The sequence below is a fragment of the Xanthomonas sp. NCPPB 1325 genome (assembly GCF_041477645.2).
GTDB lineage: Bacteria > Pseudomonadota > Gammaproteobacteria > Xanthomonadales > Xanthomonadaceae > Xanthomonas > Xanthomonas cannabis.
This window is the reverse complement of the sequence record NZ_CM192985.1, coordinates 2,912,027-2,937,648: the sequence shown is the minus strand read 5'-3', so window position 1 is coordinate 2,937,648 and position 25,622 is coordinate 2,912,027. Positions and strand designations below refer to the sequence as shown.

18 protein-coding genes and 3 pseudogenes are annotated in these 25,622 nt (G+C 64.6%); 16 read left to right on the top strand and 5 right to left on the bottom strand.

Annotated elements, in window-relative coordinates:
• Positions 1-444: 444 nt before the first annotated feature.
• The gene (upp, locus tag ACCQ10_RS12525; protein ID WP_047695014.1) at positions 445-1,077 is read right to left on the bottom strand and encodes a uracil phosphoribosyltransferase; all 633 of its coding nucleotides are present in this window, start codon (positions 1,075-1,077) and stop codon (positions 445-447) included.
• 151 nt (positions 1,078-1,228) lie between these two features.
• Here upp and ACCQ10_RS12520 point away from each other — a divergent pair, with 151 nt between their 5' ends.
• From ACCQ10_RS12520 to ACCQ10_RS12505, 4 genes are all read left to right on the top strand, one after another.
• Positions 1,229-3,790, top strand: a complete 2,562-nt coding sequence (locus ACCQ10_RS12520) for a TonB-dependent receptor (protein ID WP_372360834.1) — start codon at positions 1,229-1,231, stop codon at positions 3,788-3,790.
• Positions 3,790-4,908: a phytase gene (locus ACCQ10_RS12515; protein ID WP_372360833.1), complete on the top strand. Its 1,119-nt coding sequence runs from the start codon at positions 3,790-3,792 to the stop codon at positions 4,906-4,908. The genes ACCQ10_RS12520 and ACCQ10_RS12515 overlap by 1 nt, the downstream gene beginning before the upstream one ends.
• Positions 4,905-6,284, top strand: coding sequence for a purple acid phosphatase family protein (locus tag ACCQ10_RS12510; RefSeq protein ID WP_372360832.1), 1,380 nt, complete (start codon positions 4,905-4,907; stop codon positions 6,282-6,284). Before ACCQ10_RS12515 ends, ACCQ10_RS12510 begins: the two co-directional genes overlap by 4 nt.
• Before the next feature lie 241 nt (positions 6,285-6,525).
• The gene (locus ACCQ10_RS12505) at positions 6,526-7,233 is read left to right on the top strand and encodes a glycosyltransferase family 32 protein (RefSeq protein ID WP_372360831.1); all 708 of its coding nucleotides are present in this window, start codon (positions 6,526-6,528) and stop codon (positions 7,231-7,233) included.
• Positions 7,234-7,511: 278 nt separating this feature from the next.
• On the opposite strand, the gene ACCQ10_RS12500 is transcribed toward ACCQ10_RS12505, so the two are convergent.
• Positions 7,512-9,008, bottom strand: a complete 1,497-nt coding sequence (locus ACCQ10_RS12500) for an aminotransferase class III-fold pyridoxal phosphate-dependent enzyme (protein WP_372360830.1) — start codon at positions 9,006-9,008, stop codon at positions 7,512-7,514.
• Positions 9,009-9,128: 120 nt separating this feature from the next.
• On the opposite strand from ACCQ10_RS12500, the gene ACCQ10_RS12495 reads away from it, so the two are divergent.
• The 6 genes from ACCQ10_RS12495 (at position 9,129) to secF (ending at position 15,764) form a co-directional block, all read left to right on the top strand.
• Positions 9,129-9,560 carry an Lrp/AsnC family transcriptional regulator gene (locus ACCQ10_RS12495; RefSeq protein ID WP_039412949.1) on the top strand — a complete coding sequence of 144 codons (432 nt, stop codon included), beginning with the start codon at positions 9,129-9,131 and terminating at the stop codon, positions 9,558-9,560.
• Positions 9,561-9,721: 161 nt separating this feature from the next.
• The gene (gene queA, locus ACCQ10_RS12490) at positions 9,722-10,792 is read left to right on the top strand and encodes a tRNA preQ1(34) S-adenosylmethionine ribosyltransferase-isomerase QueA (RefSeq protein ID WP_372360829.1); all 1,071 of its coding nucleotides are present in this window, start codon (positions 9,722-9,724) and stop codon (positions 10,790-10,792) included.
• An 81-nt stretch (positions 10,793-10,873) separates the two neighbouring features.
• Positions 10,874-12,019: a tRNA guanosine(34) transglycosylase Tgt gene (tgt, locus tag ACCQ10_RS12485; RefSeq protein WP_372360828.1), complete on the top strand. Its 1,146-nt coding sequence runs from the start codon at positions 10,874-10,876 to the stop codon at positions 12,017-12,019.
• A 131-nt stretch (positions 12,020-12,150) separates the two neighbouring features.
• Positions 12,151-12,504, top strand: a complete 354-nt coding sequence (gene yajC / locus ACCQ10_RS12480; protein WP_039412960.1) for a preprotein translocase subunit YajC — start codon at positions 12,151-12,153, stop codon at positions 12,502-12,504.
• A 333-nt stretch (positions 12,505-12,837) separates the two neighbouring features.
• Complete coding sequence (gene secD, locus ACCQ10_RS12475) at positions 12,838-14,682, top strand: protein translocase subunit SecD (protein ID WP_184440177.1); 1,845 nt, start codon at positions 12,838-12,840, stop codon at positions 14,680-14,682.
• A gap of 113 nt (positions 14,683-14,795) precedes the next feature.
• Positions 14,796-15,764 carry a protein translocase subunit SecF gene (gene secF, locus ACCQ10_RS12470; RefSeq protein WP_184440179.1) on the top strand — a complete coding sequence of 323 codons (969 nt, stop codon included), beginning with the start codon at positions 14,796-14,798 and terminating at the stop codon, positions 15,762-15,764.
• Positions 15,765-15,895: 131 nt separating this feature from the next.
• Here the strand turns inward: secF and ACCQ10_RS12465 are convergent.
• Positions 15,896-16,198, bottom strand: a pseudogene (locus ACCQ10_RS12465) (phage integrase N-terminal SAM-like domain-containing protein); the annotation flags it as partial.
• A 139-nt stretch (positions 16,199-16,337) separates the two neighbouring features.
• Here ACCQ10_RS12465 and ACCQ10_RS12460 point away from each other — a divergent pair.
• Positions 16,338-17,445, top strand: a pseudogene (locus tag ACCQ10_RS12460) (IS3 family transposase).
• Positions 17,446-17,462: 17 nt separating this feature from the next.
• Here the strand turns inward: ACCQ10_RS12460 and ACCQ10_RS12455 are convergent.
• A pseudogene (locus ACCQ10_RS12455) lies at positions 17,463-17,927 on the bottom strand (IS5 family transposase); the annotation flags it as partial.
• 294 nt (positions 17,928-18,221) lie between these two features.
• Between ACCQ10_RS12455 and ACCQ10_RS12450 the strand changes: the two are divergent.
• Entirely contained in the window at positions 18,222-18,860 is a 639-nt protein-coding gene (locus ACCQ10_RS12450; RefSeq protein WP_372363116.1) for a DUF1629 domain-containing protein, read from the top strand.
• Between the two features lie 301 nt (positions 18,861-19,161).
• On the opposite strand, the gene ACCQ10_RS12445 is transcribed toward ACCQ10_RS12450, so the two are convergent.
• Positions 19,162-19,503 (bottom strand): hypothetical protein, encoded by a 342-nt coding sequence (locus ACCQ10_RS12445; protein WP_372360826.1) that lies wholly within the window; start codon positions 19,501-19,503, stop codon positions 19,162-19,164.
• Between the two features lie 144 nt (positions 19,504-19,647).
• On the opposite strand from ACCQ10_RS12445, the gene ACCQ10_RS12440 reads away from it, so the two are divergent.
• From ACCQ10_RS12440 to ACCQ10_RS12425, 4 genes are all read left to right on the top strand, one after another.
• A complete protein-coding gene (locus ACCQ10_RS12440; protein ID WP_372360825.1) occupies positions 19,648-20,274 on the top strand; it encodes a hypothetical protein in 627 nt (208 codons plus the stop codon).
• Positions 20,228-20,722: an imm11 family protein gene (locus ACCQ10_RS12435; protein ID WP_372363115.1), complete on the top strand. Its 495-nt coding sequence runs from the start codon at positions 20,228-20,230 to the stop codon at positions 20,720-20,722. Before ACCQ10_RS12440 ends, ACCQ10_RS12435 begins: the two co-directional genes overlap by 47 nt.
• 158 nt (positions 20,723-20,880) lie before the next feature.
• Positions 20,881-21,540, top strand: coding sequence for a DUF1629 domain-containing protein (locus tag ACCQ10_RS12430; protein ID WP_007964593.1), 660 nt, complete (start codon positions 20,881-20,883; stop codon positions 21,538-21,540).
• A 32-nt stretch (positions 21,541-21,572) separates the two neighbouring features.
• Complete coding sequence (locus tag ACCQ10_RS12425) at positions 21,573-25,589, top strand: hypothetical protein (RefSeq protein WP_372360824.1); 4,017 nt, start codon at positions 21,573-21,575, stop codon at positions 25,587-25,589.
• Positions 25,590-25,622: the final 33 nt, after the last annotated feature.

The window sequence follows — 25,622 nt, the reverse complement described above, 5'->3', positions numbered from 1 at the left end:
GTTCCTTCTCCCCTCGGGAGAAGGTGGCGCGTAGCGCCGGATGAGGGTGCAGCGTCGGCAGGAACACTGACGCACCGTACCCTCACCCCGACCCCTCTCCCGAGAGAGAGGGGCTTCAAGCCAGCGCCGTTCACTCCACCCGCGTGCCAAGCAGCTGTTCCTTCTCCCCTCGGGAGAAGGTGGCGCGTAGCGCCGGATGAGGGTGCGGCGTCGGCAGGAACACTGACGCACCGTACCCTCACCCCAACCCCTCTCCCGAGGGGAGAGGAGCTTCAAGCCAACGCAGTTCACTCCACCCGCGTGCCAAGCAGCTGTTCCTTCTCCCTTCGGGAGAAGGTGGCGCGTAGCGCCGGATGAGGGTGCGGCGTCGGCAGGAACACTGACGCACCGTACCCTCACCCCAACCCCTCTCCCGAGAGGAGAGGGGCTTCAAGCCAGCGCCGTTCACTCCACCCGCGTGCCAAAGATCCGGTCGCCCGCATCGCCCAGGCCGGGCAGGATGTAACCCTTTTCGTTGAGGTGGTCATCGATGGCGGCGGTGTAGACCTCCACGTCCGGATGCGCTGCTTCCAGGGCCTTCAGGCCTTCCGGTGCGGCGACCAGGAAGATGCCCTTGATGCGGCGCGCACCGGCGCGCTTGAGCATGTCGATGGTGGCGATCAGGGTGCCGCCGGTGGCCAGCATCGGGTCCAGGATCAGCGCCTCGCGCTCTTCCAGGCGGCCGGTGAGGCGTTCGAAGTAGGGCACCGGCTGCAGGGTTTCTTCGTCGCGCTGCAGGCCGACCACGCTGACGCGTGCGGCCGGGATCAGGGCCAGCACGCCGGGCAGCATGCCCAGGCCCGCACGCAGGATCGGCACCAGGGTGATCTTGGCCCCGGCGATGCGCTGCACGCTCACCGGGCCGGCCCAGCCCTGTTGCACATGCGATTCGGTGTCCAGGTTCGCCGTGGCCTCGTAGGCGAGCAGGGTGCCCAGCTCGGTGACCAGTTCGCGAAAGCCCTTGGTGCTCAGGGCGGCATCGCGCAACAGGCCGATTTTGTGCTGGACGAGGGGGTGGCGGACTTCGACGATTTTCATGGGCGGCGACAGGCAGGAAAGAGGCACAGTGTGCCGCAGCCAGCCGGGGCGTCGCCACAGTGCGCATGTGATCGCGCTTGCACATGTCATGTCGGTGAAACGTCGCGGACATAGTGTGCACACCCATTCTTAACCGATTGGGGAAGCACTCGTGTCGAACAAGACTCCGCTCTGTCTGGCGATCACGCTGACGCTGGCGAGCGCCGGCTGGGGCCCGCAGGCACATGCGGCAGAGCCTGTTGCCGCCGGCGGCGCCGCCAGCGGTGCAGCCGCCATCGATCTGGAACGCCTGGAAGTGCGCCCGCAACAGGAAGCGCAGGAGCGCGCGGTCGACCTCAAGCGCGCCTCCGATGCCATCCAGGACGCCGTCGCCTCCGATGCGCTGGGGCGTTACCCCGACAAGAATGTTGCAGAATCCTTGCAGCGCCTGCCCGGTGTCAGCGTCACCCGCGACCAGGGCGAAGGGCGTTTTGTGGTCATCCGCGGCCTGGATTCGGCGCTCAACAGCGTGACCATCGACGGCATGAACATGGGCACGCCCGAAGACGGCACGCGTTCCACGCCGCTGGACGTGATCCCCTCCGATTCCACCGAGCGCCTGAAGGTGGTGAAGTCGCCGACCCCGGACATGCCGGGCGATTCGATCGGTGGCGCCATCCAGGTCGAATCCACCTCCGCTTTCGACCGCGATGGGCGCACGCTGCGCGGCTCGATCGAGGGCAGCCATCAGTCGCTGTCCGGCAAGACCAGCCCCAAGGGCGCGTTCAACTACAGCGATATTGTCGGCGGCACCTTCGGCGTGGCGGTGGGGGTGAACTACCAGGACCGCGAGTTCGAATCGGACAATACCGAAGTGGCCTACGACAGCTTCGAAGGTGGCGCTGCCGACGATCTGTTCGCTGGCCAGGTGCAGCGCCGCAAATACTTCATCGAGCGGACCCGCATGGGCGCCAACCTCAATCTGGACTGGCGCCCGGATGCGGACAACCGCTACTACCTGCGCTCGCTGTACAGCCGTTTCGACGATGCCGAAACGCGCCAGCGCACCATCTTCGGCCTTGCCGACGGCCAGGTGAGCGCCAATGGCGATGGCACCTACAACGTGGCCGATCTGCCGGCCGACAGCATTTCCAAGCGCGTGCGTTACCGCACCAAGAAGGAAGACAACACCGCCATCAGCGTCGGTGGCGAGAACCGCCTGAGCAGCGCCACCATCGATTACAAGGCCGGCTACACCAAGACCACCGAGCGGGTGAACGACGAGACGGAGGCGTACTTCGATTACGACGGCGACGACCTCTCGGCCACGGTGGACCAGCGCAGCGGCATCCCGCGCCTGGGGTTTTCGGATAACGGCTGGCAGAGCAACCAGGAGTTCGTGTTCGACCGTTTCGTGCTCGCACCCAAGACGGTGGACGATAGCGAGCACAGCGCGCAACTCAACGTGCGCTTCGACGGTGAACATTCCAGCCTGAAGATGGGCGTGCTTGGCCGCTGGCGCGAGCGCGATGTCAACGTGGACGAACGCGAGCTGCGTCGCGGCCCGGCCATCGATCCGAGCAGCTGGACCACGGAGCCACCGGAGCATCGCGGCGGCACCCTGGGCCAGAGCATCGGCTCGGACGGCATGCGCCGCTACTGGCGCGCGTCGGGCAATCTCTACAGCGCCCGCCCGCAGGATGTCGGCGCCAACCAGCAGGCGTCGTTGCAGGACGACTACACTGCCACCGAAGACGTGTTCGCCACCTATGCGATGGGAACCTGGGACATCGGCGCGTTGCGCATGATTGCCGGCGTGCGCGTGGAAAACACCCAGTTCAACGCCACCGGCAACCAGGTGGACGTGGCCGAAGACGGCCGCACCGCCACGGTGACCCCGCGCGAAGCGTCCAGCAGCTACACCAACGTGCTGCCGGGCCTGCACCTGCGCTACGACAGCGGCAACGACTGGGTGCTGCGCTTTGCGGCCAACAAGACCCTGTCACGGCCCTCGTTCGGCGATGTATCGCCACGGGTGAGCATCAATCGCGGCGACAACGAGGTGAACATCGGCAACCCCGATCTCAACCCGTACCGCTCCACCAACCTGGACCTGTCGTTCGAGAAGTACATCGGCAGCACCGGCCTGGTGTCGCTGGGCGTGTTCGACAAGTCGATCGACGACTACATCGTGCAGACCATCAGCACCACCGATGCGCAATTCCCCGGCCTGCAGGCGACGCGCGCGATCAATGGCGACACCGCCAAGGTGCGCGGTGCCGAATTCAATTGGCAGCAGAGCCTGGACTTCCTGCCCGAGGGCTGGAACGGCCTGCTGCTCGGCGCCAGCGCCACCGCGCTGGACAGCGATTTCGACCCGGGGCTGAGTGATCGCGCCGGCGAGGACTTCATGCTGCCGCGCTCGTCCAAGCGCATCTACAGCGGTCATCTGGGTTACGAAAAGTACGGCTTCAGTGCACGCGTGGCAGCGGTGTATCGCAGCGAGTACCTGGACACCATCGGACAGAGTCGTGCGTACGATATCTATGTTGCCCCGCATACCCAGCTGGATGTCAGCATGAGTTATCAGTTCAACAGCCACGTCAGCCTGTACCTGGAAGCACAGAACCTGCTGGACGAACCGCTGGAGCTGTACCAGGGCGTGCGCTCGCGCACCCTGCAAAACGAAGAATACGGCCGGACCTATGCGCTCGGCCTGAAGGTGGCACTGTGATGCGGGCCGCCGTGTTGTTGCCGGCCACCGTGCTGGCAGGGGCGATGGCGCTGGCCGGCTGTGCAACCCACGCCGTCGACCGCGAAGCCGACGAAGCATTGCTGCAGGATCCCACGCTCAGCGAAGCGAAGGTGGCGCACGACGTGGTGCCCGAAGCCTTCATCACCGCGCTCACGCCCACCGATAACCTGGATTCGCCGGCCAGCTGGCGCGCCCCCGATGGCAGCCGCTGGGTGATCGCCACGGCCAAGGCCACGCATGCCTTGGTGGTGTTCGACGGCGACAGCGGCAAGCGGCTACGGGTGGTGGGCGGCAAGGGCAAGGCACTGGGCAAGCTGGATCGCCCCAACGGCATTTCGGTGGTGGATGACCTGGTATTCGTGGTGGAGCGCGACAACCGCCGCGTGCAGGTGTTTTCGCTGCCGGACTTCAGGCCGCTGACCGCGTTCGGCCAGGATGCGCTGCGCGAGCCCTACGGGCTGTGGGTGCGCAAGCACGACGGCGGCTACGAGGTGGTGGTCAGCGACAACTACATGTCGCCGGCCAACAAGGACCAGCCGCCGCCGCTGGCCGAGCTGGGCCAGCGTTTCCGGCGCTATCAGTTGAACGCGGCAGGGCAGGGCTGGCAGGCGCGGCTGACGCAGAGCTTTGGCGATACCACCGAGGCCGGTGCCATCCGTATTGCCGAGTCGGTCTTCGGCGACCAGGCCAATGCGCGGCTGATGATTGCCGAAGAGGACGTGGCCGTCGGCACCCAATTGCGCGAGTACGGCATGGACGGGCGCTATCGCGGGCGCAATGTCGGCACCGGGCTATTCAAGGCGCAGGCCGAAGGCCTGACCTTGCTGCAATGCGCCGACGGCAGCGGTTACTGGATCGCCACCGATCAGTTCAAGGACCGCAGCGTGTTCCAGGTGTTCGACCGCAAGACGCTGGCGCACGTGGGCGCCTTCGCCGGCCGGGTGACTGCCAACACCGACGGTGTGTGGCTGGACCAACGTGGCGACACGCGCTTTCCCGGTGGCGTGTTCTACGCGCTGCACGACGACCAGGCGGTGGCGGCCTTCGATTGGCGCGACATCGCGCGCACCTTGCGGCTGAAGGACTGCGCGCCATGAACGCCCCACGCAGGGTGCTGTCCGTGGTGGTGTCGGTGCTTGCGCTGGCCGCTGGCCAGGTATGTGCGGCCGAGCACGCTGCCGAGCCGAACACGCAGGTGCCGGCCGGCTCCACCCACTATGTGGCCGACGGCTTTCCCGACCGCATCGTCGCCACGCCGGCGCAGGATGCGGGCACCGGGTTTGCGGTGGCCTGGCGCACCGATGCCAGCGTCAGCCAGCCCTGGCTGGAACTGGTGGTTGCCGGCGATTCGCCCGACCTGGGCACGCCGCGGCGCATCCGTGCCACCACGGCGACGCTGGCCAGCGAAAATGGCAGCTCGCACCATCACCGGGCCGAGATCGCCGGGCTCACGCCGGACACACTGTATGCCTATCGCGTGCAGGGCCACGACACCTGGGGCGCCTGGAATCAGTTCCGTACCGCTGCCACGCCGGACGCCCCGCTGACGCTGCTGTATTTCGGCGATACCCAGAACAAGAACCTCAGCCTGGTCTCGCGGGTGATCCGCCAGGCATGGCGCTCGGCGCCGGACGCGCGGCTTGCGTTGTTCGCCGGCGACCTGGTCAGCGGCAAGGACGGCCAGGACGACAACGAGTGGGCGGAATGGTTCGAAGCCGGGCGCTGGCTGCTCGAAGGCACCGCGGTGGCGCCGGCGCCGGGCAACCACGAGTATCACGAGGAAGGCGACGAGTCTCCGCAGGCGACCCGCACCCTGGGCAACCATTGGCCGGTGACCTTTGCATTGCCGCATAACGGGCCCTCGGCCACCGCGCGCACCAGCTACTGGTTCGATTACCAGGGCGTGCGCATTGCCGTGCTCGATGGCACCTCGGTGCTGGATCTGGGCACCGGCCCGGCGCAGGCGCAGTGGCTGGACAAGGTATTGGCCGACAACCCGCATCCGTGGTCGATCGTGCTCATCCACCAGCCGTTCTTCTCGCCGCGTGCCGATCGCGAGAACGAAAAACTGGTGGAGCAGGTTTTGCCGGTGATTCGCCGGCACAAGGTGGATCTGGTGCTGCAAGGCCATGACCACACCTACGGCCGGCGCGGCGACCAGCCGGGGCAGGCGACGCCGGTATTCGTGGTGTCGGTGGCCGGGCCCAAGCAGTACCGCCTCTCGGACATGGCGCGCAAGACCATGCGGCCGGTGGGTGAAGACACCCAGTTGTATCAGGTGCTTCGACTGGACAGGCAGCGCCTGGTGTACGAATCGCGCACCGCCACAGGCCGCTTGTACGACGCATTCGAATTGCAACGCGATGCACAGGGTGCAAAGCGGTTGATCGAGCATGTGCAAGGACGTATCGCCCCACGCACGTGCCCGCGCGAGGCGACCTTGAAAGGGCGGGCGGATCGGTGCTGGGAGTGACGTAAAGATGACAACGCGACGATTATTCGGGCGAATCGTCGTGGTGAATGAGGGCATTGTGAGGAAACTTCGCGCGCGCATAGATTCTTCGAATAACGCGCTGGTGTCCTATCGAAAAATGCGAATTACGTCACATTGATAATGCGGCTACGGTGGGTGCGCCGAACTCGTGTCCGTGGCGCCCTGCAATGCGGTGCCACGGCGCAGGGTCCGGTTCCCCCAGCCCCACCGAGCCGTGCCCATGATTCCCCCGCTCTTTCACCTGACCGCACCGACCAAGCATCTGCTATGGGAGGAGCGCAGGATTTGCGACCGTTTGCAGCGCCTGCTGCCTGGATGGACGTGCTACCTCTGGGACGATGCCGATAATTCGGAACTGATGCGGCGTGCATTCCCGGAGTTTGCCGAGCGTTACGAGCGCATCCGCTTCGGCGTGATGAAGGCCGATATTGCGCGCTGTGCCTATATGCATGCGCACGGCGGGTTTTACTTCGATACCGATTACAAACTGTTGCGTCCGCTGGCTGCGGACGTGCTGTCGCAGCAGTGCGTGTTGCCGATCGAAGAAGGCGCTCCGGGCCACGACGACTTCAAGATCGGCAATGCCGTGTTCGGCTCCGAAGCGGGCCATCCGTTCTGGCGCGCGTTCATCGAGCATATCTTCCACGTGCATGCGCCGGAAACGCTGGAGGACCACCGGCAGATTCCGATGATTTCCGGGCCGCGCGGGTTGACGCGTTTCTACAACGCGCACGCTGCACAGTTTGCGGGCATCGTGTTTCCGCCGCGCGATGCGTTCCACCCGGACCGCACCTGGTTCGGCCTGGGTCATCGTGGTGGCAAGGCCGCGGTGGGCTCTCACCTGTGCTGGGCATCGTGGCGGGGAAAATCGCCACGGCGTGCGGTGACCAATTATCTGCGGCGCAAGTTGAGTGCAGTGCCGATCTGAGCGGCGGCCGACGGGCAACGCCTTGGGTCTGGCGCTGTGGCATTCAGTCGCGCGAAAGGACGCGGACGTCATGTACTTCGCAGCGCAGCTTGCCATCACGCTGCGATGCGTGACGGCCGACCGGGCTGTAAGGCCCTGATTGCCGTGGCCAGCACGATCGCAATCAGCTGGTCACCCAAAGCAAGCGCTTCACCCCGCGTCACACCCACCGGGCGGGGCAGGCGCGTTACCAGCAGGCACGCATCGACTGCGCTGCAGCCGATGCGCGTCCGCCCGGATCAGGCGGCCTCGGCCTGGGTCTGGCGCGGGCCTTCCTTCAATGCCCGCGCGATCAGGCCGACCAGCAGGTCCAGTTCTTCTTCGTCCATCGCAAAATGCGGGGTGAAGCGCAGCGAATTCTCGCCGCCGTGGATCACGTTGACGCCGCGGTGGCGCAACCACTCTTCGGTGGAGCCGGCGCCGTAACACTTGAACTGCGGCGCCAGCTCACACGAGAACAGCAAGCCGGTGCCCTGGACCTTGGTGATCAGGCCGCCCAGCTCCGATTGCAGCGCCTGCAGCTTGGCAATCGCCTGCGCGCCGCGGGTGCGGATGTTGTCGCGCACCTGCGGGGTGAACAAGGCCAGCGTGGCGCAGGCCACGTCCAGCGCACGCGGGTTGGTGGTCATGGTGTTGCCGTAGGTGCCCTTGCGGTACACCTGCGCGGCGTGCTCGGTCACTGCCAGCACCGACAGCGGATATTGCGCGGCGTTGAGCGCCTTGGAATAGGTTTCCAGATCCGGCGGGTCCAGCTGCTCGAAGCCCGGGTAGTCCACCACCGACAGCACGCCATGCGCGCGCAGGCCGGCCTGGATGGAATCCACCAGCAGCAGGCTGCCGTGCGCGCGGGTGAGCGCACGCGCGGCGGCATAGAACTCGGCCGGTAGCGCACGCCCTGGGTCGCCTTCGCCCATCACCGGCTCCAGGAAGACCGCTTCGATGAACCAGTGATTGCGCGCGGCCTCGTCGAAGGCACGTTGCAACGCGGCCACATCGTAGGGCGCAATCGCAATCACCGAGTCCTCGTCGCGATAGCTGGCCAGATATTTGCTGTAGGTCTTGCGGCTGGAGTCGGAATACAGGCCGGGGCGATCGGTGCGGCCGTGGAAGCTGCCCTTGACCACCAGGCGCTTGATGCTGGCGCCGGCATGCCGCGCGCCCGGGTCGGTGTGCAGCTTGGCGTTGGTATCCACGATGCGTGCGGCCAGGCCCACCGCTTCGGAGCCGGAGTTGAGGCACATGAAGCGTGCGAACGGGCAGCCGCCACGGGTATGGCCGATCTCGGCGCGCAGGGCGCGGTCGAGCCGGCGCTGCGCCAGGCTGGGCGTCATCACATTGGCCATCACCTGCGGGCGCGCCATGGCTTCCAGCACCGGCGCCGGCGTGTGGCCGAAGCCCAGCATGCCGTAGCCGCCGGCGTCGTACAGCACCGCACCCTTGAGCGTGACCACCCACGGCCCGCGGGCGGCCAGCGCCACGTAAGGCGTCACCGCATCGTCGGCGTAGAAGTTGATGAAGCCGTCCTGCACCGCGGCGATCTGGGCGTCTTCGTCCAGGTCGAGCAGGTCGGCGGCCTCATCGCGCACCAGCGCGTATTCGGCGGCTGCCGCAGTGATGGCGTGTTGCAGGTCAGAGTGGTTGGCGGCCAGGCGCACGATGGCGGCATCGTCCAGGCCATCGGTCTGGCGGCGGCCGGCATGGGCACGCAGCGGGGCGAGCGGGGCGAGGACGGACATGGCGCATCTCCTGCAAGGTGGCGTTGTTCTTCTATTATCGGCAGAAGATCGGCGTTTGGCAGCGTGAATCTGGGCAGGAAGTGCGGTATTTTCGGCGATTCGCCGAAACGAATGCGCATAGTGAAGATCACCCCGTCCGACGAACGCCTGTTATCGCTGCTACGCGAGGACGCGCGCGCCTCCACCGCGCAGATCGCGCGCCGGCTCGGGCTCTCGCGCACCACGGTGCAGAGCCGCATCGAAAAGCTCGAACGCGACGGCGTGATCAGCGGCTACACCGTGCGCACCCATGACGACTACGAGCAGGGCCGCATCCGCGCGCACATCCTGATCACCGTGCTGCCCAAGAAGATGCCGGCCGTGGTCAAGGCGCTGCGCGACATCCCTGAGGTGCGCCTGCTGCATTCGGTCAGCGGCGCCTACGACCTGATCGCCCTGGGGGTGGTGGGCGGGGTCAACGAGATGGACGTGCTCACCGACGCCATCGGCGCCATCGACGGGGTGGAGCGCACGACCAGTTCGATCATTTTGTCCACCAAGTTCGAGCGGTGAGGGCGAATCGGGAATCGGGAATAGGGAATCGCAACAGCAACAGCGCTTCACCGTCACCAGTGCCGCTCCCGGCTCACTGCTCTTTCGATTCCCCATTCCCGATTCCCCACTCCCGGCCGCAGTTACAATGCCCGGCTCCTCAGCCAACCAATCCTGCGGCCTTGAAGAAGTCCGATTTCCATTACGACCTGCCCGACGAACTGATCGCCCAGGCGCCGCTTGCCGAGCGCGCGGCCAGCCGGCTGCTGGTGGTGCCGCCGTCGCCGCAAGCACTGGCCGACCGCCAGGTACGCGATCTGCCGGAGCTTCTGCAGCCGGGCGACCTGTTGATCTTCAACGACACCCGCGTCATTCCGGCGCGGCTGTTCGGGCAGAAGGCCAGCGGCGGGCGCGTGGAGATCCTCATCGAGCGCCTGCTGGGCGAGCGCGAGGCGCGGGTGCAGATCGGCGCCAGCAAGTCGCCCAAGGCCGGCAGCCTGATCGCACTGGATGCCGGCGGCCAGGCCGAGGTGCTCGGGCGCGATGGCGAGTTCTATCTGCTGCGCTTCGAGATCCCGACCCCGCTGGAACACTGGCTGCTGGAGGCCGGCCGCCTGCCGCTGCCGCCCTACATCCGCCGCGAGCCGGGCATCGAAGACCGCGAGCGCTACCAGACCGTGTTCGCGCGCGAAGTCGGTGCGGTCGCCGCACCCACCGCCGGCCTGCATTTCGACGAGGCGCTGCTGGCACGCCTGCGCGCGCGCGGGGTGGAGTTCGGCCACGTCACCTTGCACGTGGGCGCCGGCACCTTCCAGCCGGTGCGCGTGGATGCGCTCGAGCAGCACGTGATGCATAAAGAGTGGCTCAACGTCGGTGCCGCGCTGGTGGAGCAGGTGCGCCGCACGCGTGAGCGCGGCGGCCGCGTCATCGCGGTGGGCACCACCGTCGTGCGTTCGCTGGAAAGCGCCTGGCGCAAGACAGATGCGGCCCCGGACGGCGAACTGCTGCCATTCGCCGGCGAAACCCAGATCTTCATCCTGCCCGGCTACCGCATCCGCAGCGTCGACGCGATGGTCACCAATTTCCACCTGCCCGAAAGCACCTTGCTGATGATGGTCTCGGCCTTCGCCGGCCGCGAGCGCATCTTCGCCGCCTACCAGCACGCCATCGCCCAGCGCTATCGCTTCTTTTCGTATGGCGATGCGATGTTGCTGTGGGGCCAGGAATCGGGAGTCGGGAATGGGGAATCGTAAGGCGCTACCCGCCAAACGATCAGCCACCTGCCAACCGCTCTTCCCATTCCCGATTCTCGACTCCCCATTCCCGGCCCCTCAATGTCCCGACTCCAGTTCCAGCTCCAGACCACCGACGGCCATGCCCGGCGTGGCCGCCTGACCTTTCCGCGCGGCACGGTGGAAACGCCGGCGTTCATGCCGGTGGGCACCTATGGGTCGGTCAAGGGCATCCTGCCCGAGCAGATCCGCGCGCTGGGGGCGGAGATCATCCTGGGCAATACCTTCCACCTGTATCTGCGCCCGGGCCTGGATGTGATCGGCGACCACGGCGGGCTGCACGGGTTTGCGCGCTGGGACGGGCCGATCCTCACCGATTCCGGCGGTTTCCAGGTGTTCTCGCTGGCGCATCGCCGCAAGATCACCGAGCAGGGCGTGACCTTTTCCTCGCCCACCGACGGTGCGCGGGTGTTCCTGGGCCCCGAGGAGAGCATGAAGATTCAGAAGGTGCTCGATTCGGACATCGTGATGATCTTCGACGAGTGCACGCCGTACCCGGCCACCGAGGAGGTGGCGCGGCGCTCGATGGAGCTGAGCCTGCGCTGGGCGCAGCGCTCGCGCGAGGCGCACGACGGGCTGGGCAACGATGCGGCGCTGTTCGGCATCGTGCAGGGCGGGGTGCACCCGGACCTGCGCAGCCGCTCGCTGGACGGCCTGCACGCCATCGGCTTCGATGGTTACGCAATCGGCGGGCTGGCAGTGGGCGAGCCCGAGCACGAACGCAACGCCATGCTCGAACACCTGCATCCGCGGCTGCCGGCCGACCGCCCGCGCTACCTGATGGGCGTGGGCCGGCCCGAGGACCTGGTCGAGGGCGTGGCCCGCGGCGTGGACATGTTCGACTGCGTCATGCCCACCCGCAATGCGCGCAACGGCCACTATTTCACCTCGTTCGGTACCGTGCGCATCCGTAACGCCAAGTACGAGCGCGACCTGGACACCATCGAGCCGGGCTGCGGCTGCCATGCCTGCAGCAGCGGCTATACGCGCGCCTACCTGCGCCATCTGGACCGCTGCAACGAGATGCTGGCGCCGATGCTGGGCACGCTACACAACCTCTGGTACTACGAAAAGCTGATGGCCGACATGCGCGCGGCGATCGCCTCGGGAACCTTTGTGCAGTTCCGGCGGTCCTTCTATGCGGCACGCGGCGCCACCACGCCGCCGTTGCCGGGGGAACCCAGCTGAACCCTGCCGCCCGCGCCCTGGCGCGGACGCGTTGGAGCCTGCATGGCATAATTCCCGGCTGTTCCGCCCTGGCGGTACCTGAATAGCGAGTGGGCCCGTGGGCGCGCTGGCACCAAACTAGGATGCACTGAATGAATTTGCTCGATTTCCTGATCCCCGTCGCCCAGGCGCAAGCCACCGGTGGCGCGCCGGCAGCCGGCCCGATGGGTGGCCTGTCCACCTTCGCGCTGCCGATCATCCTGATCGCGGTCATGTACTTCCTGATGATCCGCCCGCAGATGAAGCGTCAGAAGGAGCACAAGTCGCTGCTGGACAAGCTGGCACGTGGCGACGAGGTCATCACCTCCGGTGGCGTTGCCGGCGTGATCACCGACATCGGCGACAACTTCATCAGCATCGAGGTGGCCGACAACGTACGCATTCGCGTGCAGAAGAGCGCCGTGGGCCATGTGCTGCCCAAGGGCACGCTGAAGTCGGCCAGCTGAGTCGCGCCGTCGGCACCGAGGGCAACGGCCGGCGCGGCTGGCCGCTGCTCGAAAACGGCAGGGACCGCTCGTACACTTGCGGCTCGCCGCGCTGCCGATGTCTGCAACCGCCGCGCACCACCTCGCTGCACCGCACTACCTGCAACACCACAGCTGCGCGCACCATCAGGCGGGCGCAGTCGGTGCACGAAGCTGTTCTGCGCCTCACGGGCGTGCCGGCTTCGCGCACTGCTCGCATCCACCGGATGACCGCTCGCGACGCTGTATCGGCCGCTTGAAGTCGTTCTCACTGCTAGGCGCGGCGCCGGGATGGTGCAGCGCGGGACTGTCGCAATGCTCGAATTTCCTCGCTGGAAGTATTTCCTGATCCTGCTGGTGCTGGCGGTCAGCGCGCTGTATGCGCTGCCCAACATCTACCAGAAAGACCCGTCGGTGCAGATCACCGCCAGTCGTGGCGCGCAGCTCGACGACGCGTTGCGCAGCCGCATCGATGCCGAACTCAAGACTGCCGGCATCACCCCCAAGGCGGTGACCAAGGAAGGCGAGAGCCTGATGGTGCGCCTGCCCAACCTGCAGGCGCAGACCCGTGCCAACGACGTGCTGCGCCAGCAACTGGGTGAGAACTACACGGTGGCGCTGAACCTGGCGTCCACCGTGCCGGAGTGGCTGGCCAAGCTGGGCGGCCGCCCGATGGTGCTGGGCCTGGACCTGGTTGGCGGCGTGCACTTCGCCATGCAGGTGGATCAGAAGGCGGCGGTGGAAAAGCGCATCGACGGCTTTGCCGAAGACATCCGCACCACCTTGCGCGACGGCCGCATCGCCTATCGCTCGGTCGAGCGCCGCGGCGACAACAGCATCCAGGTCAGCCTGGGCGAGGGCGCCAGTGCCGATGCCGCACGCGTCGCATTGGCCAAGGCGCAGCCGCTGCTGACCTACGACGTCAGCGGGCAGACCATTTCGGTGAAGGTGCCGGAAGCCGAGCTCAAGCAGATCGCCAGTGGCGCGATCGAGCAGAACCTCACCACCTTGCGCAATCGCGTCAATGCGCTGGGCGTGTCCGAGCCCACCATCCAGCGCCAGGGCGATGACCGCATCGTGGTCGAACTGCCCGGCCTGCAGGACACCGCCGAGGCCAAGCGCCTGATCGGTGCCACCGCATCGCTGGAATTCCGCGCGGTGGTCGAAGGCAATGCCGAAGACGCCGTGCGCAGCGGCACCATTCCGCCGGAAGCCAAGGTCTACCGCGTACGCGATACCGGCGCGCCGGTGCTGCTCAACAAGCGCGCGCTGGTGACCGGCGACCAGATGGTCAGCGCCTCGGTCAGCACCGACCAGAACGGCATGCCCGCAGTGGCGGTGACGCTCAACAACGTGGCCGGCCAGCGCATGTTCGACTACACCAGCGCCAACGTCGGCAAGCTGATGTCGGTGGTCTACATCGAGCGCATTCCCACCGTGACCATGGTCGACGGCAAGGAAGTGCGCAGCGTGCGGGTCAAGGAAGAAGCCCTGTCGCCAACCCGCATTGCGGGTGTGTTCGGCAAGAACTTCCAGACCACCGGGCTGGAAAAGACCGAAGCGGAAAACCTGGCCAAGCTGCTGAAATCCGGCTCGCTGGCCGCGCCGATGGACTTCGTCGAGGAATACGTGATCGGCCCCAGCCTGGGTGCGGAGAACGTGGAACGCGGCGTCACCGCGGTGATCTACTCGTTCCTGTTCACGCTGGTGTTCTTCACCGTCTACTACCGCGTGTTCGGCGCGATCACCTCGGTGGCGCTGCTGTTCAACCTGCTGATCGTGGTGGCGGTGATGTCGCTGTTCGGCGCCACCATGACGCTGCCGGGCTTTGCCGGTCTGGCCTTGTCGGTCGGCCTGTCGGTGGACGCCAACGTGCTGATCAACGAGCGTATCCGCGAGGAACTGCGCCTGGGCGTGCCGCCCAAGTCGGCGATTGCGGCAGGTTACGAAAAGGCCGGCGGCACCATCCTCGACGCCAACCTCACCGGGTTGATCGTGGCGGTGGCCCTGTACGCGTTCGGTACCGGCCCGTTGAAGGGTTTTGCGCTGACCATGATGATCGGTATCTTCGCCTCGATGTTCACCGCGATCACCGTGTCGCGTGCGCTGGCGGTGCTGATCTATGGCAGCCGTAAGAAGCTGAAATCCGTCGCCATCTGAGATGCGAGCCTGGCCCCGGCCCGTGCAGCCCGCTGCGCAGGGCCGGGGGATGAATCCCTTCGCAAGCGTCTGCGTCCTGACGATGCAGACGTCTTAAACGGAAGCTCTTTTCCATGAAATTGTTCCCGCTCCATCTCATTCCCAACGACACCAAGATCGACTTCATGCGCCTGCGCAAGCCGGTGCTGACCCTGATGCTGGTGCTGGCGATCGCCTCGGTCGGCATCGTCATCGGCAAGGGTTTCAACTATGCCCTGGAATTCACCGGCGGTACGCTGGTGCAGACCAGCTTCCAGAAGACGGTGGACGTGGACCAGGTGCGCGAGCAGCTGTCCAGGGCCGGCTTCGAGAATGCGCAGGTGCAGAACGCGCGCGGCGGCAACGAGGTGATGATCCGCCTGCAGGCCCGCGAGCAGCACAACAACCGCGACGATGCGGCGCGCACGGTCGCCGAAGAAGTGCGCAAGGCGGTGAGCACCGAGCAGAACCCGGCCACCGTGCAGCCGGGCGAATTCGTCGGCCCGCAGGTCGGCAAGGACCTGGCCTTGAACGGCGTGTACGCCACGGTGTTCATGCTGGTGGGCTTCTTGATCTACATCGCGTTCCGCTTCGAGTGGAAGTTTGCGGTGGTGGCCAGCCTGACCGCATTGTTCGACCTGCTGCTGACGGTGGCCTACGTGTCGCTGACCGGCCGCGAGTTCGACCTGACCGTGCTGGCCGGCCTGCTGTCGGTGATGGGCTTTGCCATCAACGACATCATCGTGGTGTTCGACCGCGTGCGCGAGAACTTCCGCGCCCTGCGCGTGGAGCCGCTGGAAGTGCTCAACCGCTCGATCAACCAGACGCTGTCGCGCACGGTGATCACCGCGGTGATGTTCTTCCTGTCGGCGATGGCGTTGTACATCTACGGCGGCGAGTCGATGGAAGGCCTGGCCGAGACACATATGATCGGCGCAGTGATCGTGGTGATCTCCTCGGTGATCGTGGCCGTACCGATGCTGAGCATCGGCCCGTTCGCGGTGACCAAGCAGGACCTGCTGCCCAAGGCCAAGGACGTGGAGGCGCTGGCGCGTCGTCCTTGATCGGCTGGCAAAAGGTCTGACGAAAAAACCGCGCATTGCGCGGTTTTTTTGTTTGTGGCGTTGGGCGTCGTGACTGCACGGTTATGCACTGTGACCCCACGACTCAAGATCTTGAACACTAGTGATTGCGTCGGACACGTGATGCCGATCGATACGTGGGAGAGAAACAACCGCGCCGCCAACGCCTGGTTCTGTGTGCCCGCCGATACCTGTGCCTGGATCGCCAAGCGGGTGAGGAACGCCTCGACCTCCGCCTGACCCATCTGCGCCGGATGGAGCTTGCCGATGGCCAGGATGAAGCGCCTAATCCAGCTCAGATAGGCGTCCTCGGTGCGCAGGCTGTAGTGCAGTACCCGCAGGCGTTCGAACACCTGATCGAGCAACTGCGTTGGCGGACGTGCTGTTACGCCATTGTTTTTGGGGGCGTATTTCATACGCCTGCGTCCTTACTGGATAACACTCCAAGCGTCTGCATGGTCGAGGCCGCTCTCCATCGTGCTGTCGACTCCCCGTAAAATTGGTCCATCCATAGTTAGAGGTCTCCGGGCACACTAGCCACCAAGGAGACCAACGATGCGCAAGAGCAAGTTCACCGAGAGCCAGATTGTCGCCACGCTGAAGCAGGTTGAGGGCGGCCGCCAAGTCAAGGATGTGTGCCGTGAGCTGGGTATTTCCGATGCGACGTACTACGTCTGGAAGTCCAAGTACGGTGGCATGGAGGCCGCTGATGTGCAGCGCCTTCGCGACCTGGAGACCGAGCACAGCAAGCTCAAACGCATGTACGCCGAGCTCGCGATGGAAAACCATGCATTGAAGGATGTCATCGCAAAAAAGCTGTAGACCCGGCGCACAAACGCCCGCTTCTTGCCTGGCTCGTCGAGCAGCATGGCTGGAGCGAGCGCCGGGCCTGTGCGGTTGTTGGCGTGGCTCGCTCGACAGCGCGCTATCGGCGCCGCCCCGATCGCGACGAGGAGGTCATTGCGCTGCTTTCCGAATTGGCCGAGCGCTTTCCCGAGCGTGGTTTTGGAAAGCTTTTTCAGATCATCCGCCGTCGCGGATATGTGTGGAATCACAAAAGGGTGTGGCGCGTGTACTGCCTGATGAAGCTCAATCAACGTCGTCGCAGCAAGCGCCGGGTCCCGACGCGCCATCCACGGCCGTTGGCATGCGGAGCACACCCCAATGCCGGATGGTCGATCGACTTCATGTCCGATGCGCTGTGGGATGGTCGACGCTTCCGTACGTTCAATGTCATCGACGACTTCAGCCGGGAAGCCTTGGCGATCGAAGTGGACTTGAATCTTCCGGCCGCGCGCGTCATCCGCACCTTGGAACGCATCGCGGCCTGGCGCGGCTATCCGAACAAGCTTCGTTTGGACAACGGACCAGAATTTGTCGCATTGGCCTTGGCCGAGTGGGCCGAGCGCAAGGGAATCGCCTTGGACTTCATCGAGCCGGGACGGCCGATGCAAAACGGTTTCATCGAACGCTTCAACGGCAGCTACCGGCGCGGCGTGCTGGACATGCACATCTTCCGCACGCTGAGTGAGGTTCGCGAACAGACCGAACACTGGCTGGCCGACTACAACCAGCAGATCCCGCACGACAGCCTGGGCGGGCTAACACCGCCGAGTTCCGTGATCAACATCAGCCACAGACCTCTAGTTTTGGCTGGCACTGAATTAAGGGGAGTCGACAGGCGTTCTTGGTCGAACTGGGTGCAGCGATCAGCGTCGCATCGACGATCGTGCCTGACCGCAGGCTTTGGCCTTTGCGCGCCAGATGCGCGTTGACCGCTTCCAGCATCCGCCCGGCAAGGCCATGGGTCTCCAGCAGGCGCCGAAAGTTGAGAATCGTGGTCTCGTCGGGAATGTCGTCCAACCCGCCGAGCTGGGCAAATCGCCGTAAGGTCGGAATCTCGTGCAGCGCTTCTTCCATCGCCGGATCGCTCAACGCATACCACTGCTGCAGCAGATGAATCCGCAACATCGTCGCCAGGGCGTACGGCTGCCGCCCTGGCCGCCCCGACACCGGATAGTGCGGCGCGATCAGCCCGAGCAGTTGCTGCCACGGAACCACCTGCTCCATCTCGGCCAGAAAGATCTCGCGCCGGGTCTGCTTGCGCTTGCCCAGGCCCTCAGCGTCACCGAACGTCAGTTGCATGGATGAATCCTCTACATGAGGCGGTAGTGTCGCGCATCTGTGGTGAGTTGATCAGACCTTCCTTAGATCGGGACTGTTGTCACATAACGAACGTTCGCGTCTGATCCGAAGAATTTCAAACGTGCGCGCGCAGGGAATGGTCTGTCCAATGGCTCCATCCCCACGCCTCACTTCGAGTTAGCCCTTAGCATCTGCGAACATCAGCCGGAGCTTTCAGCTAAAGCCCAGATTGGCTGACAGGAGTGGTTGAAGGTAAGCTTTTCAGCCAGCCGAGAGGCGGATGGAATGTTTCGTATGGAATCGACAAACGCCGGTCAGCCCAAGCCTGGGGAGTTTTTCATCCTTGAGGCGGGCAAGATAAACGGGCCGACCAACGGCGTGGTCTTCGAAAATTTAGACCGGCTGCTTTCGCCACCGCGGTTGATTCTGCTCCCCGAAGGCGGCGGCTTCCCACCCCTTCGCGAGACCCCGCGCTTGGTCTACAACCCCAGCAAAGGCCCGCCACCTTTGGACCTAGAACCTGGGTTCAGCGGCTACTGGCTGGTGTCTGAGCGGCTCCAGCAAGTCATGGCAACGGTCGACCTCCACGCGTGTGCATTCGCAGAAGTGGACTACCGCCTTGCCGACGGTAGTGCTGGTCCGCGACATTTCCTTTGCGACGTGGTCCAACAAATCGACGCGTTGGATGAAGTGGCCTCACAACTCTTTGTTGACACCACAGAGCCGTTCGTTAACGGCAAGTTCTACGATCTGACGGGCGGGGCCAGCGTTACCTTTGACCGCCAGCGTTTGGGCGACGCTCACGTGTTCAAGACCCCTTACACCGGTGCAGTCTTCTGCGATCGGGTGTTCAAGGACACCGTGACGGCGGCCGGAATGGCGACCGATACTGACGCCGACGGCCTTTGGCTGATCGACGCTTCGGATATCTAGTCGCGCAAGCCCGACGGTTTAGGAAGGAACCCGACCCATGCCTCGCAGCAGGCCTGTTTTCCAAGACCACCACGCCATCGAGCAACAGACGCTGGATCGAAGCCCCTTGCTCAAAGCGTTGTCGAACGCGGGGCATTTCGATATTCACGCGCCGGAGAACCGACTGTTCCTGCCATCGAACCCCGCGTTTGCGCAGACCCTGGGCATCACCCCGCATAGCGGGGGGCCTATCGCTGACTACCAAGTCGGGCTACGGCAGAGGTTATGGCGCTTGGAGCAGACCCCAGACGGAGTGGGAGCGCTAGCGGGCGATGCGGATGCTCTGGAGCGCATCGCCGGGCGTGTGGAAACGCTGCGCGATACCGTCCGTGTGGGCCTCATTCGAGGCGACCTGCACACCAACGCTCCATTGGGGTTGAGGCCTGACGACATTCGTCCAGGCGTCCAGAACTTCTTTCGCAACGAAGTCGCTTATGGGCAAGCCCATGCCGTGCAACTTCATAGTCTGAAGGGCTATGCGGCGGTGGATAACGGCTGGGCGGCGGTGACGCATACCGAAGCCCGTGTGGCGAGCACGCTCCAGCATATCCAGAGTGTCCCCAACCCTCTGACCCGTGGTGGCGCGGCCGAGCTTCAGCGACATGGTCTGTCTCAAGCCATCTCAAACGCTTACCACGGCGGACGCTTGACCATATCGCCGAGGGGCGTGGCCCTGGTTGAGAACACCTTGGGCGAGGAAGCCGCCAGGCCTTTGCGAGTTCCTCGCGGTCAAAGCGGCGCCGCTTCCATGGAAGTGCTGCTCGGCACGGCGTCGGCCAGCACCTTGGTGCGCTCGGGCGGATTGCTGGCCACCGGCGCAGATGCGGTGTTGACTGCCCGCCGCTCGGCCGAGTTGCTGGAACAGGGCAATGCCACGGCCGCGCAGTCCGAGGTCACTCATGCCTTGGCCCGTAACGTCGGCGGCTGGGCTGGAGGTGCGTCCACGGCAGCAGTGCTGAGCGGAAGCGGCTTCGTGCCCGCGGCGTTGGTGGTCGGTGACGCGCTGCTGATGAGCAAAGCGTTCGACAAAGGTGCCGATCTGCTGGACAACCGCGCCATCTACCACCAGACCGACAAAGCGGGCGTGGAGTGGCAGTTCAACGGTCGCAATTGGCAGCGCGAAGCGGCCATCGACCTCGCTCCGGATGGCCGGCGCACGAGCGGCGAGCAGCCCGTGGTGGGCAGCTACGAAAAATCGCAGGAACTGGGCGCGCTGGCCAACGCCAAGGCAGTGGAGCTGGCGCTGGGCAAAGCATCGCCACCCCAGGACCCGTTCAATCTCCCGGCCCAAGCAAGCGACCAAGTGGGATTGGACAACCAGAACTGGCATCGCAATCCGACCACCGAGCTCTGGGCGACGTCCCCCCAATTTTGACCCCAGCGCAGGCCCCGAGCCACGAGACCTGGAGGCAGGGTTCAGTGGCTATTTGCTGATATCCGCGCGCCTCCATGACGTGATGGCGTCGGTGGATCCCGAGGCGTTTGCCTTTGCGGAGGTGAATTACCGCATGGCCGATGGAACTCCAGGTGCCCGCCACTACCTTTGCGACGTAGTGCGCGAGCGAGATGCGCTCGATGAGGCTGGATCGCGGTTGAAGATCAAGATTGATGACGACTATGTGCGTGGGAAATTCTATTCGTTGGCTGGCGGCGCGAGCCTGGCTTTCCGCAGCGAAGCGCTGAAGGGGGCTCATGTGTTCCGCACGCCCTTCAACCCCACGGCCTTCTGCGACCAAGTCTTCAAGGCCGCGGTCCTCGCATCCGGCATTCCTGACAGCGCCGAAGCTAGCGGCATTTCTTTTGTCGACGCATCGGATATTTGATGCCGCCAGGCGACAAGGAAGGAGCTTGCGCCATGCCAAAATATATGCCTCATTCTAGGCAACCAACTATCTAACTTAACTAGGCATTCCAGAAGTTTCTTACTCTTTCATCGGTGGCTGGGAGGTAAGCTTTCCCAGCACGCAGAGGCCAACCCAAAATGGACGAGATCCAGCACATGGAATCAACCATCCCGAACAAGCCAGCGCCAGGCTTTTTTTTCATGTTTGTGTCTGACATGGAGAGCAACCGCCCCGTCTGCGGGGTTCAGTTCACCAACGAGCGCGAGCTTCTTTCGCCGCCACGACTGATCCTACGGCCGGAAGATGGTGGGTTTCCGCCCCTTCGCGAAAGGCCACTGCTGACCTATGAGCCAAACGCAGGCCCCGAGCCACGTGACTTGGAGGCGGGATTCAGTGGCTACTGGCTGGTTTCCGAACGCCTCCATGACGTCATGGTGGCCGTGGATCCGAAGGCGTTTGCTTTCGCAGACGTGGACTACCGTCTAGCCGACGGAACGCCAGGCCCGCGCCACTACCTCTGCGACGTGGTGCGGGAGCTGGACGCTCTCGATGAGGGCGCATCGAGGTTGCGGATCAAAATCGATGGCGACTATGTGCGCGGGAAGTTCTACGCTATGGCGGGTGGCGCGAGCTTGATATTCCGCCGAGAAGCGCTCGCAGGGGCTCACGTCTTTCGCACGCCGTTTAATCCCAAGGCGTTCTGCGACCACGTCTTCAAGGCCGCAGTCCTCGCTGCCGGCATTCCCGACGATGCGGAATCCAGCGGCATCTCGTTCATCGACGCGTCGGATATTTGATTCCACGAGGCAACGAGGAAGAAGCCTAGGCCATGCCAAGCAGCAATCCCCTGTTCCAGAGCCACCATGCTCTCGAACAGCAAGTGTTCTCCGAAGATCCCCTGTTGCGGACGTTGGTGCGGTCAGGGCGTTTCGACAAGGACGCGGCCACCAATCTCATCAACCTGCCAAATGACAGAGCGCTGGCCCATGCTTTGGGTGTGAGCCCCCATTCGGGTGGGCCGCTACGCGCATACAGAACTGGCACGATGCTGGCTTTGTCAGATCTGGCTTCAACGAAAGACGGCTTCGCCGCGTTGAATGGGGACCAGGGCGCGCTGGACCGGATGGCGATGAAGGTCCAGCGGTTAAGCGATGCGGCACAGGTGGCATTGATCAACGGGGAACTCCACACCAATGCCGGTCTGAACCAAACCAGGGACCAAGCACGGGCCATCACAAACGCTTTTTTCGATGACCCGATAAGTAACCTGCCGACGAGCTACGCCTCGAAGAATGTGGCGCAGATGGATGCGCACGGGCAGGCGAGCTGGAACATACGGCAATGGGCGGCCGTCACGCACAACGAAGGTCGGATCGTTTCCACGCTCAATCACCTTCAAAGTTCAGGGCAACCGTTGACCCGCGGCGGCAACCCCGAGCTTCAGCGGCATGGCTTAAGTCAGGCTATCTCCGATGCTTACCACGGTGGAAAGCTGACGCTATCGCCCGGTGGCGTGGCCGTGGTTGAGAACGCCCTGGGCGAGGAAGCCGCCAGACCTTTGCGAGTTCCTCGCGGTCAAAGCGGCGCGGCGTCCATGGAAGTATTGCTGGGTAACGCGTCGACCAGCACTTTGGTGCGTTCGGGCGGCTTGTTGGCGACAGGTGCTGATGCAGTGCAAACCGCCCGCCGATCGGCCGAGCTGCTGGAACAAGGCAATGCCACGGCCGCGCAGTCTGAGGTTACACATGCACTGGCACGTAACGTCGGCGGTTGGGCAGGTGGAGCGTCCACGGCAGCAGCCGTGGGAGGAAGCGGCTTCGTGCCTGCGGCCTTGGTGGTGGGCGATGCGTTGTTGATGAGCAAAGCGTTCGATAAAGGCGCGGACTTGCTGGACAACCACGCCATCTACCACCAGACCGACAAGGCGGGCGTGGAGTGGCAGTTCAACGGTCGCAACTGGCAGCGCGAAGCGGCCATCGACCTTGCCCAGGATGGCCGACGCACGAGCGGCGAGCAGCCCGTGGTGGCGAGCTACGAAAAATCGCAGGAACTGGGCGCGCTGGCCAACGCCAAGGCAGTGGAGCTGGCGCTGGGCAAAGCTCCTCCACCCCAGGATCCATTCAACCTCCCTGCACGGGCCAGTGACCAAGTGGGATTGGACAACCAGAACTGGCACCGCAATCCCGAGAGCCAGGCATGGGAACGCCAAGTCAAAACCGCCGTGTCCGGTGCCAACGACCGGGGCAGCTACGAACACCAAACCGCCTCCCCGGAACGCGCGCAGCAGCTCAACCAGGAAGCCTTGGCGCGCATCGAAAGCAACATTGCCACCGGGCGCGAAGCCATTGCCGCCGCCTACCTGGAAAACCACGCCGCGCAGCGCGCCCGCGACTATGGAGTGGAGGTGCCGGCAGCCGTGGAAAGCGCCCTCGCCAAGCAAGGTCTCGTGCTGGGACACGACGGGCAGGTCTACCAGCGGAGCGACGCTGGACAGTGGGCCGGCGGGGACGGAGTGGCCACTGGCAACCTGGCGGTGGAACTGGAGTTGACGAACCAGGTGCGCCAGCCGTCGGTGGAGCGTGCCCAGGAGACCCTGGCAGCGATCCAGGCGCTTCCCGCGCCCACGGCTGCGCAGATAGAGCACAACGAGCTGCTGCACCGTTACCGGGCCGCAGGCGTCGATTTGAACGTGAACCCTCAGACCCAGCAGGCAGTGGAGCTGGCCGCGCAGCGGACCAGGGACGCCAATGGCATCACCGGGCCGACCATGCAGCAGCTACAACGCAATGAGTTGGGGCAATACGGGTATGACAGCCCCATCGCGCACCTTCAGCGCGGCAGCGATGGGGTGACTCGCGTGGTGGCCGTCACCAGCAGCGAAGAGATCCGGCAAGCGTTGAGCGAGGCGCAAGGCAATCTACTACAGTCGCCAAGCCTAGGGCGCGTGCCTGAGGGAACGGCAGAGGCGGACACCTCGGCCTCCGAGTCGTCCAATCCGCAACAGGTGCTGGATATCCAGGCGCGCATGCAAGCCTCTGTCGCGGCGCAGGCGCGGCAAGAACGCGAACAGCAAGATCGTCTTGCGCAAGAGCAGCACGCCGCGCAGGTGCGCGAACACCTCCAACAGGCACAGCCGGAGCGCGAAGAGCGGGCGCAGAGCGAACAAGCCGTCCAGGCCCACGCCGTGCTGGAAGGTCAGCGACAAGCAGAGCAGCAGCGTGAGCTAGAAGAGCGCCAACTACAGGAGCGGCAGGCACAGACCAGCCAGCAACGCGAGCTGCAGGAGCGTGAGGAAAGGGATGTCCAGGAACGTCAGGTGCAGGAGCGCCAAGCCCAGGACAACCAGCAGCAGCAAGAGCGCCAGGCTCAAGAAGCCACGCGGGTTGAAGTCCAGGAACGTCAGGCGCAGCAAGCGCATCAGCAAGACCCCAGCCAGCATGCCTCGCAACAAGCCGACCCTCGGCCGCACGCTCCGACTGCGGCGCTGGCTCAGCAAACGCCGCAGCCCGAGTTGCAGCAGGCAGACGCCTACCAGCAGTTCGAGACGAATAACCAACCGGTAGGCGAACGCGCGGCTCACACTACGCTTGACCCACGGACGCAGGCGCCTGGTCCAGGCGACGCGCAGCCGCATCAAGCACAAGAAGCGGCACGCGCGCTGGAAACGCATGCGTTGGAGAGTCGCGATGCTGCGCACCTCCATGGGTCTCCCTCTGGGGGCGGGGAATCCGGCGACGAACCTATGCAAAGCGTGCAGGCCGATTCGGGGTCCCCGGCGCTGTCTCGCCATGTGCAAACGCAGCCGATGAAGATGGAGCAAGCGTCGGTCCGCCAGCAAGACATGGCACGTGAGCAGGAGGCGGCGCCGGTTCGTGTCATGGCCCCAACGACGCCTGCGTCAGCAGACTCGTTGATTGCATCGAAGGCCGCAGCGCTTACAAATCCTGAGCAAGAAACCAAGGCCGAGCAGCCCCGTCCCTCCGATGGCTTGCTCACTGAGCATGGAGCGAATGTAGGGCCAGCAGAACACTTTGCGCAGGCACACGAGCAGTCCTTGGAAGCCAGCGCTGTGAATCGCTTCCCCGCAGGGTCGGCAGAAGTGGAGGACTTGCGCACCCAATCGACCCCGACGCACGACCGCAGTGCCGCAGACCCGGGTGGCGCACTGTTCCTGGAAGAGACCATGCGCTCGCTGCGTCAACTGCAACAGGAGATTGAGGCGGCGGATCGGGAGGACGAACGCTTCCACCGTGAGTGGAGGGAGTATCGCGAGCGCGGAGAACCTTATCCCTTCGCTCAAAAGAGGGCGCTAGACCAGGAAGGTAGCAGCATGGATGCACTCAGCGCGCACCAACCAAGTCACCGCTCGCCCAGAGAAGCGGCCGCGCAAGCCGATGCATTCCCATCTCCAGTTCAGCGCTTTTCCGGTTCAGGCGAAGGGAATGCGCCAAACGACTCGTCGAAAGCTGAGCGCAAATCCATCACGGGCGACCCTGACGTGGACGAAGTGCTCTATGCGCTCGACAGCAAGAACGAACTGGCGATCGAGCAAGCGCTGAACCGAGTCTCCAACAGCGCAGCGACGCAGGCGCTCATCAAAAGAGGCAACGAGTTCCTGGAGGCGCAAGCCCTGCAGGAGGCCCAGGAGCTCGCCACCACACGTCAGGCGCTGGGGATGGATGTCTCAGCGGAAATCAACACCAGCCGCGGGCCGGTCATGGTGATGACGCTGCCGGAGTTTGCCAAGGGACCAATGCAGAGCGGTCCCCAAGGGGACGGCGGTGGGGGTGGAGACGGCGGTGGAGGCGGGGGAGGAGGCGGTGGTGGTGGAGGGGGCGGCGGTTAGTCAAAATCGCTCCCTGACCAGCCGAGCTCAGGA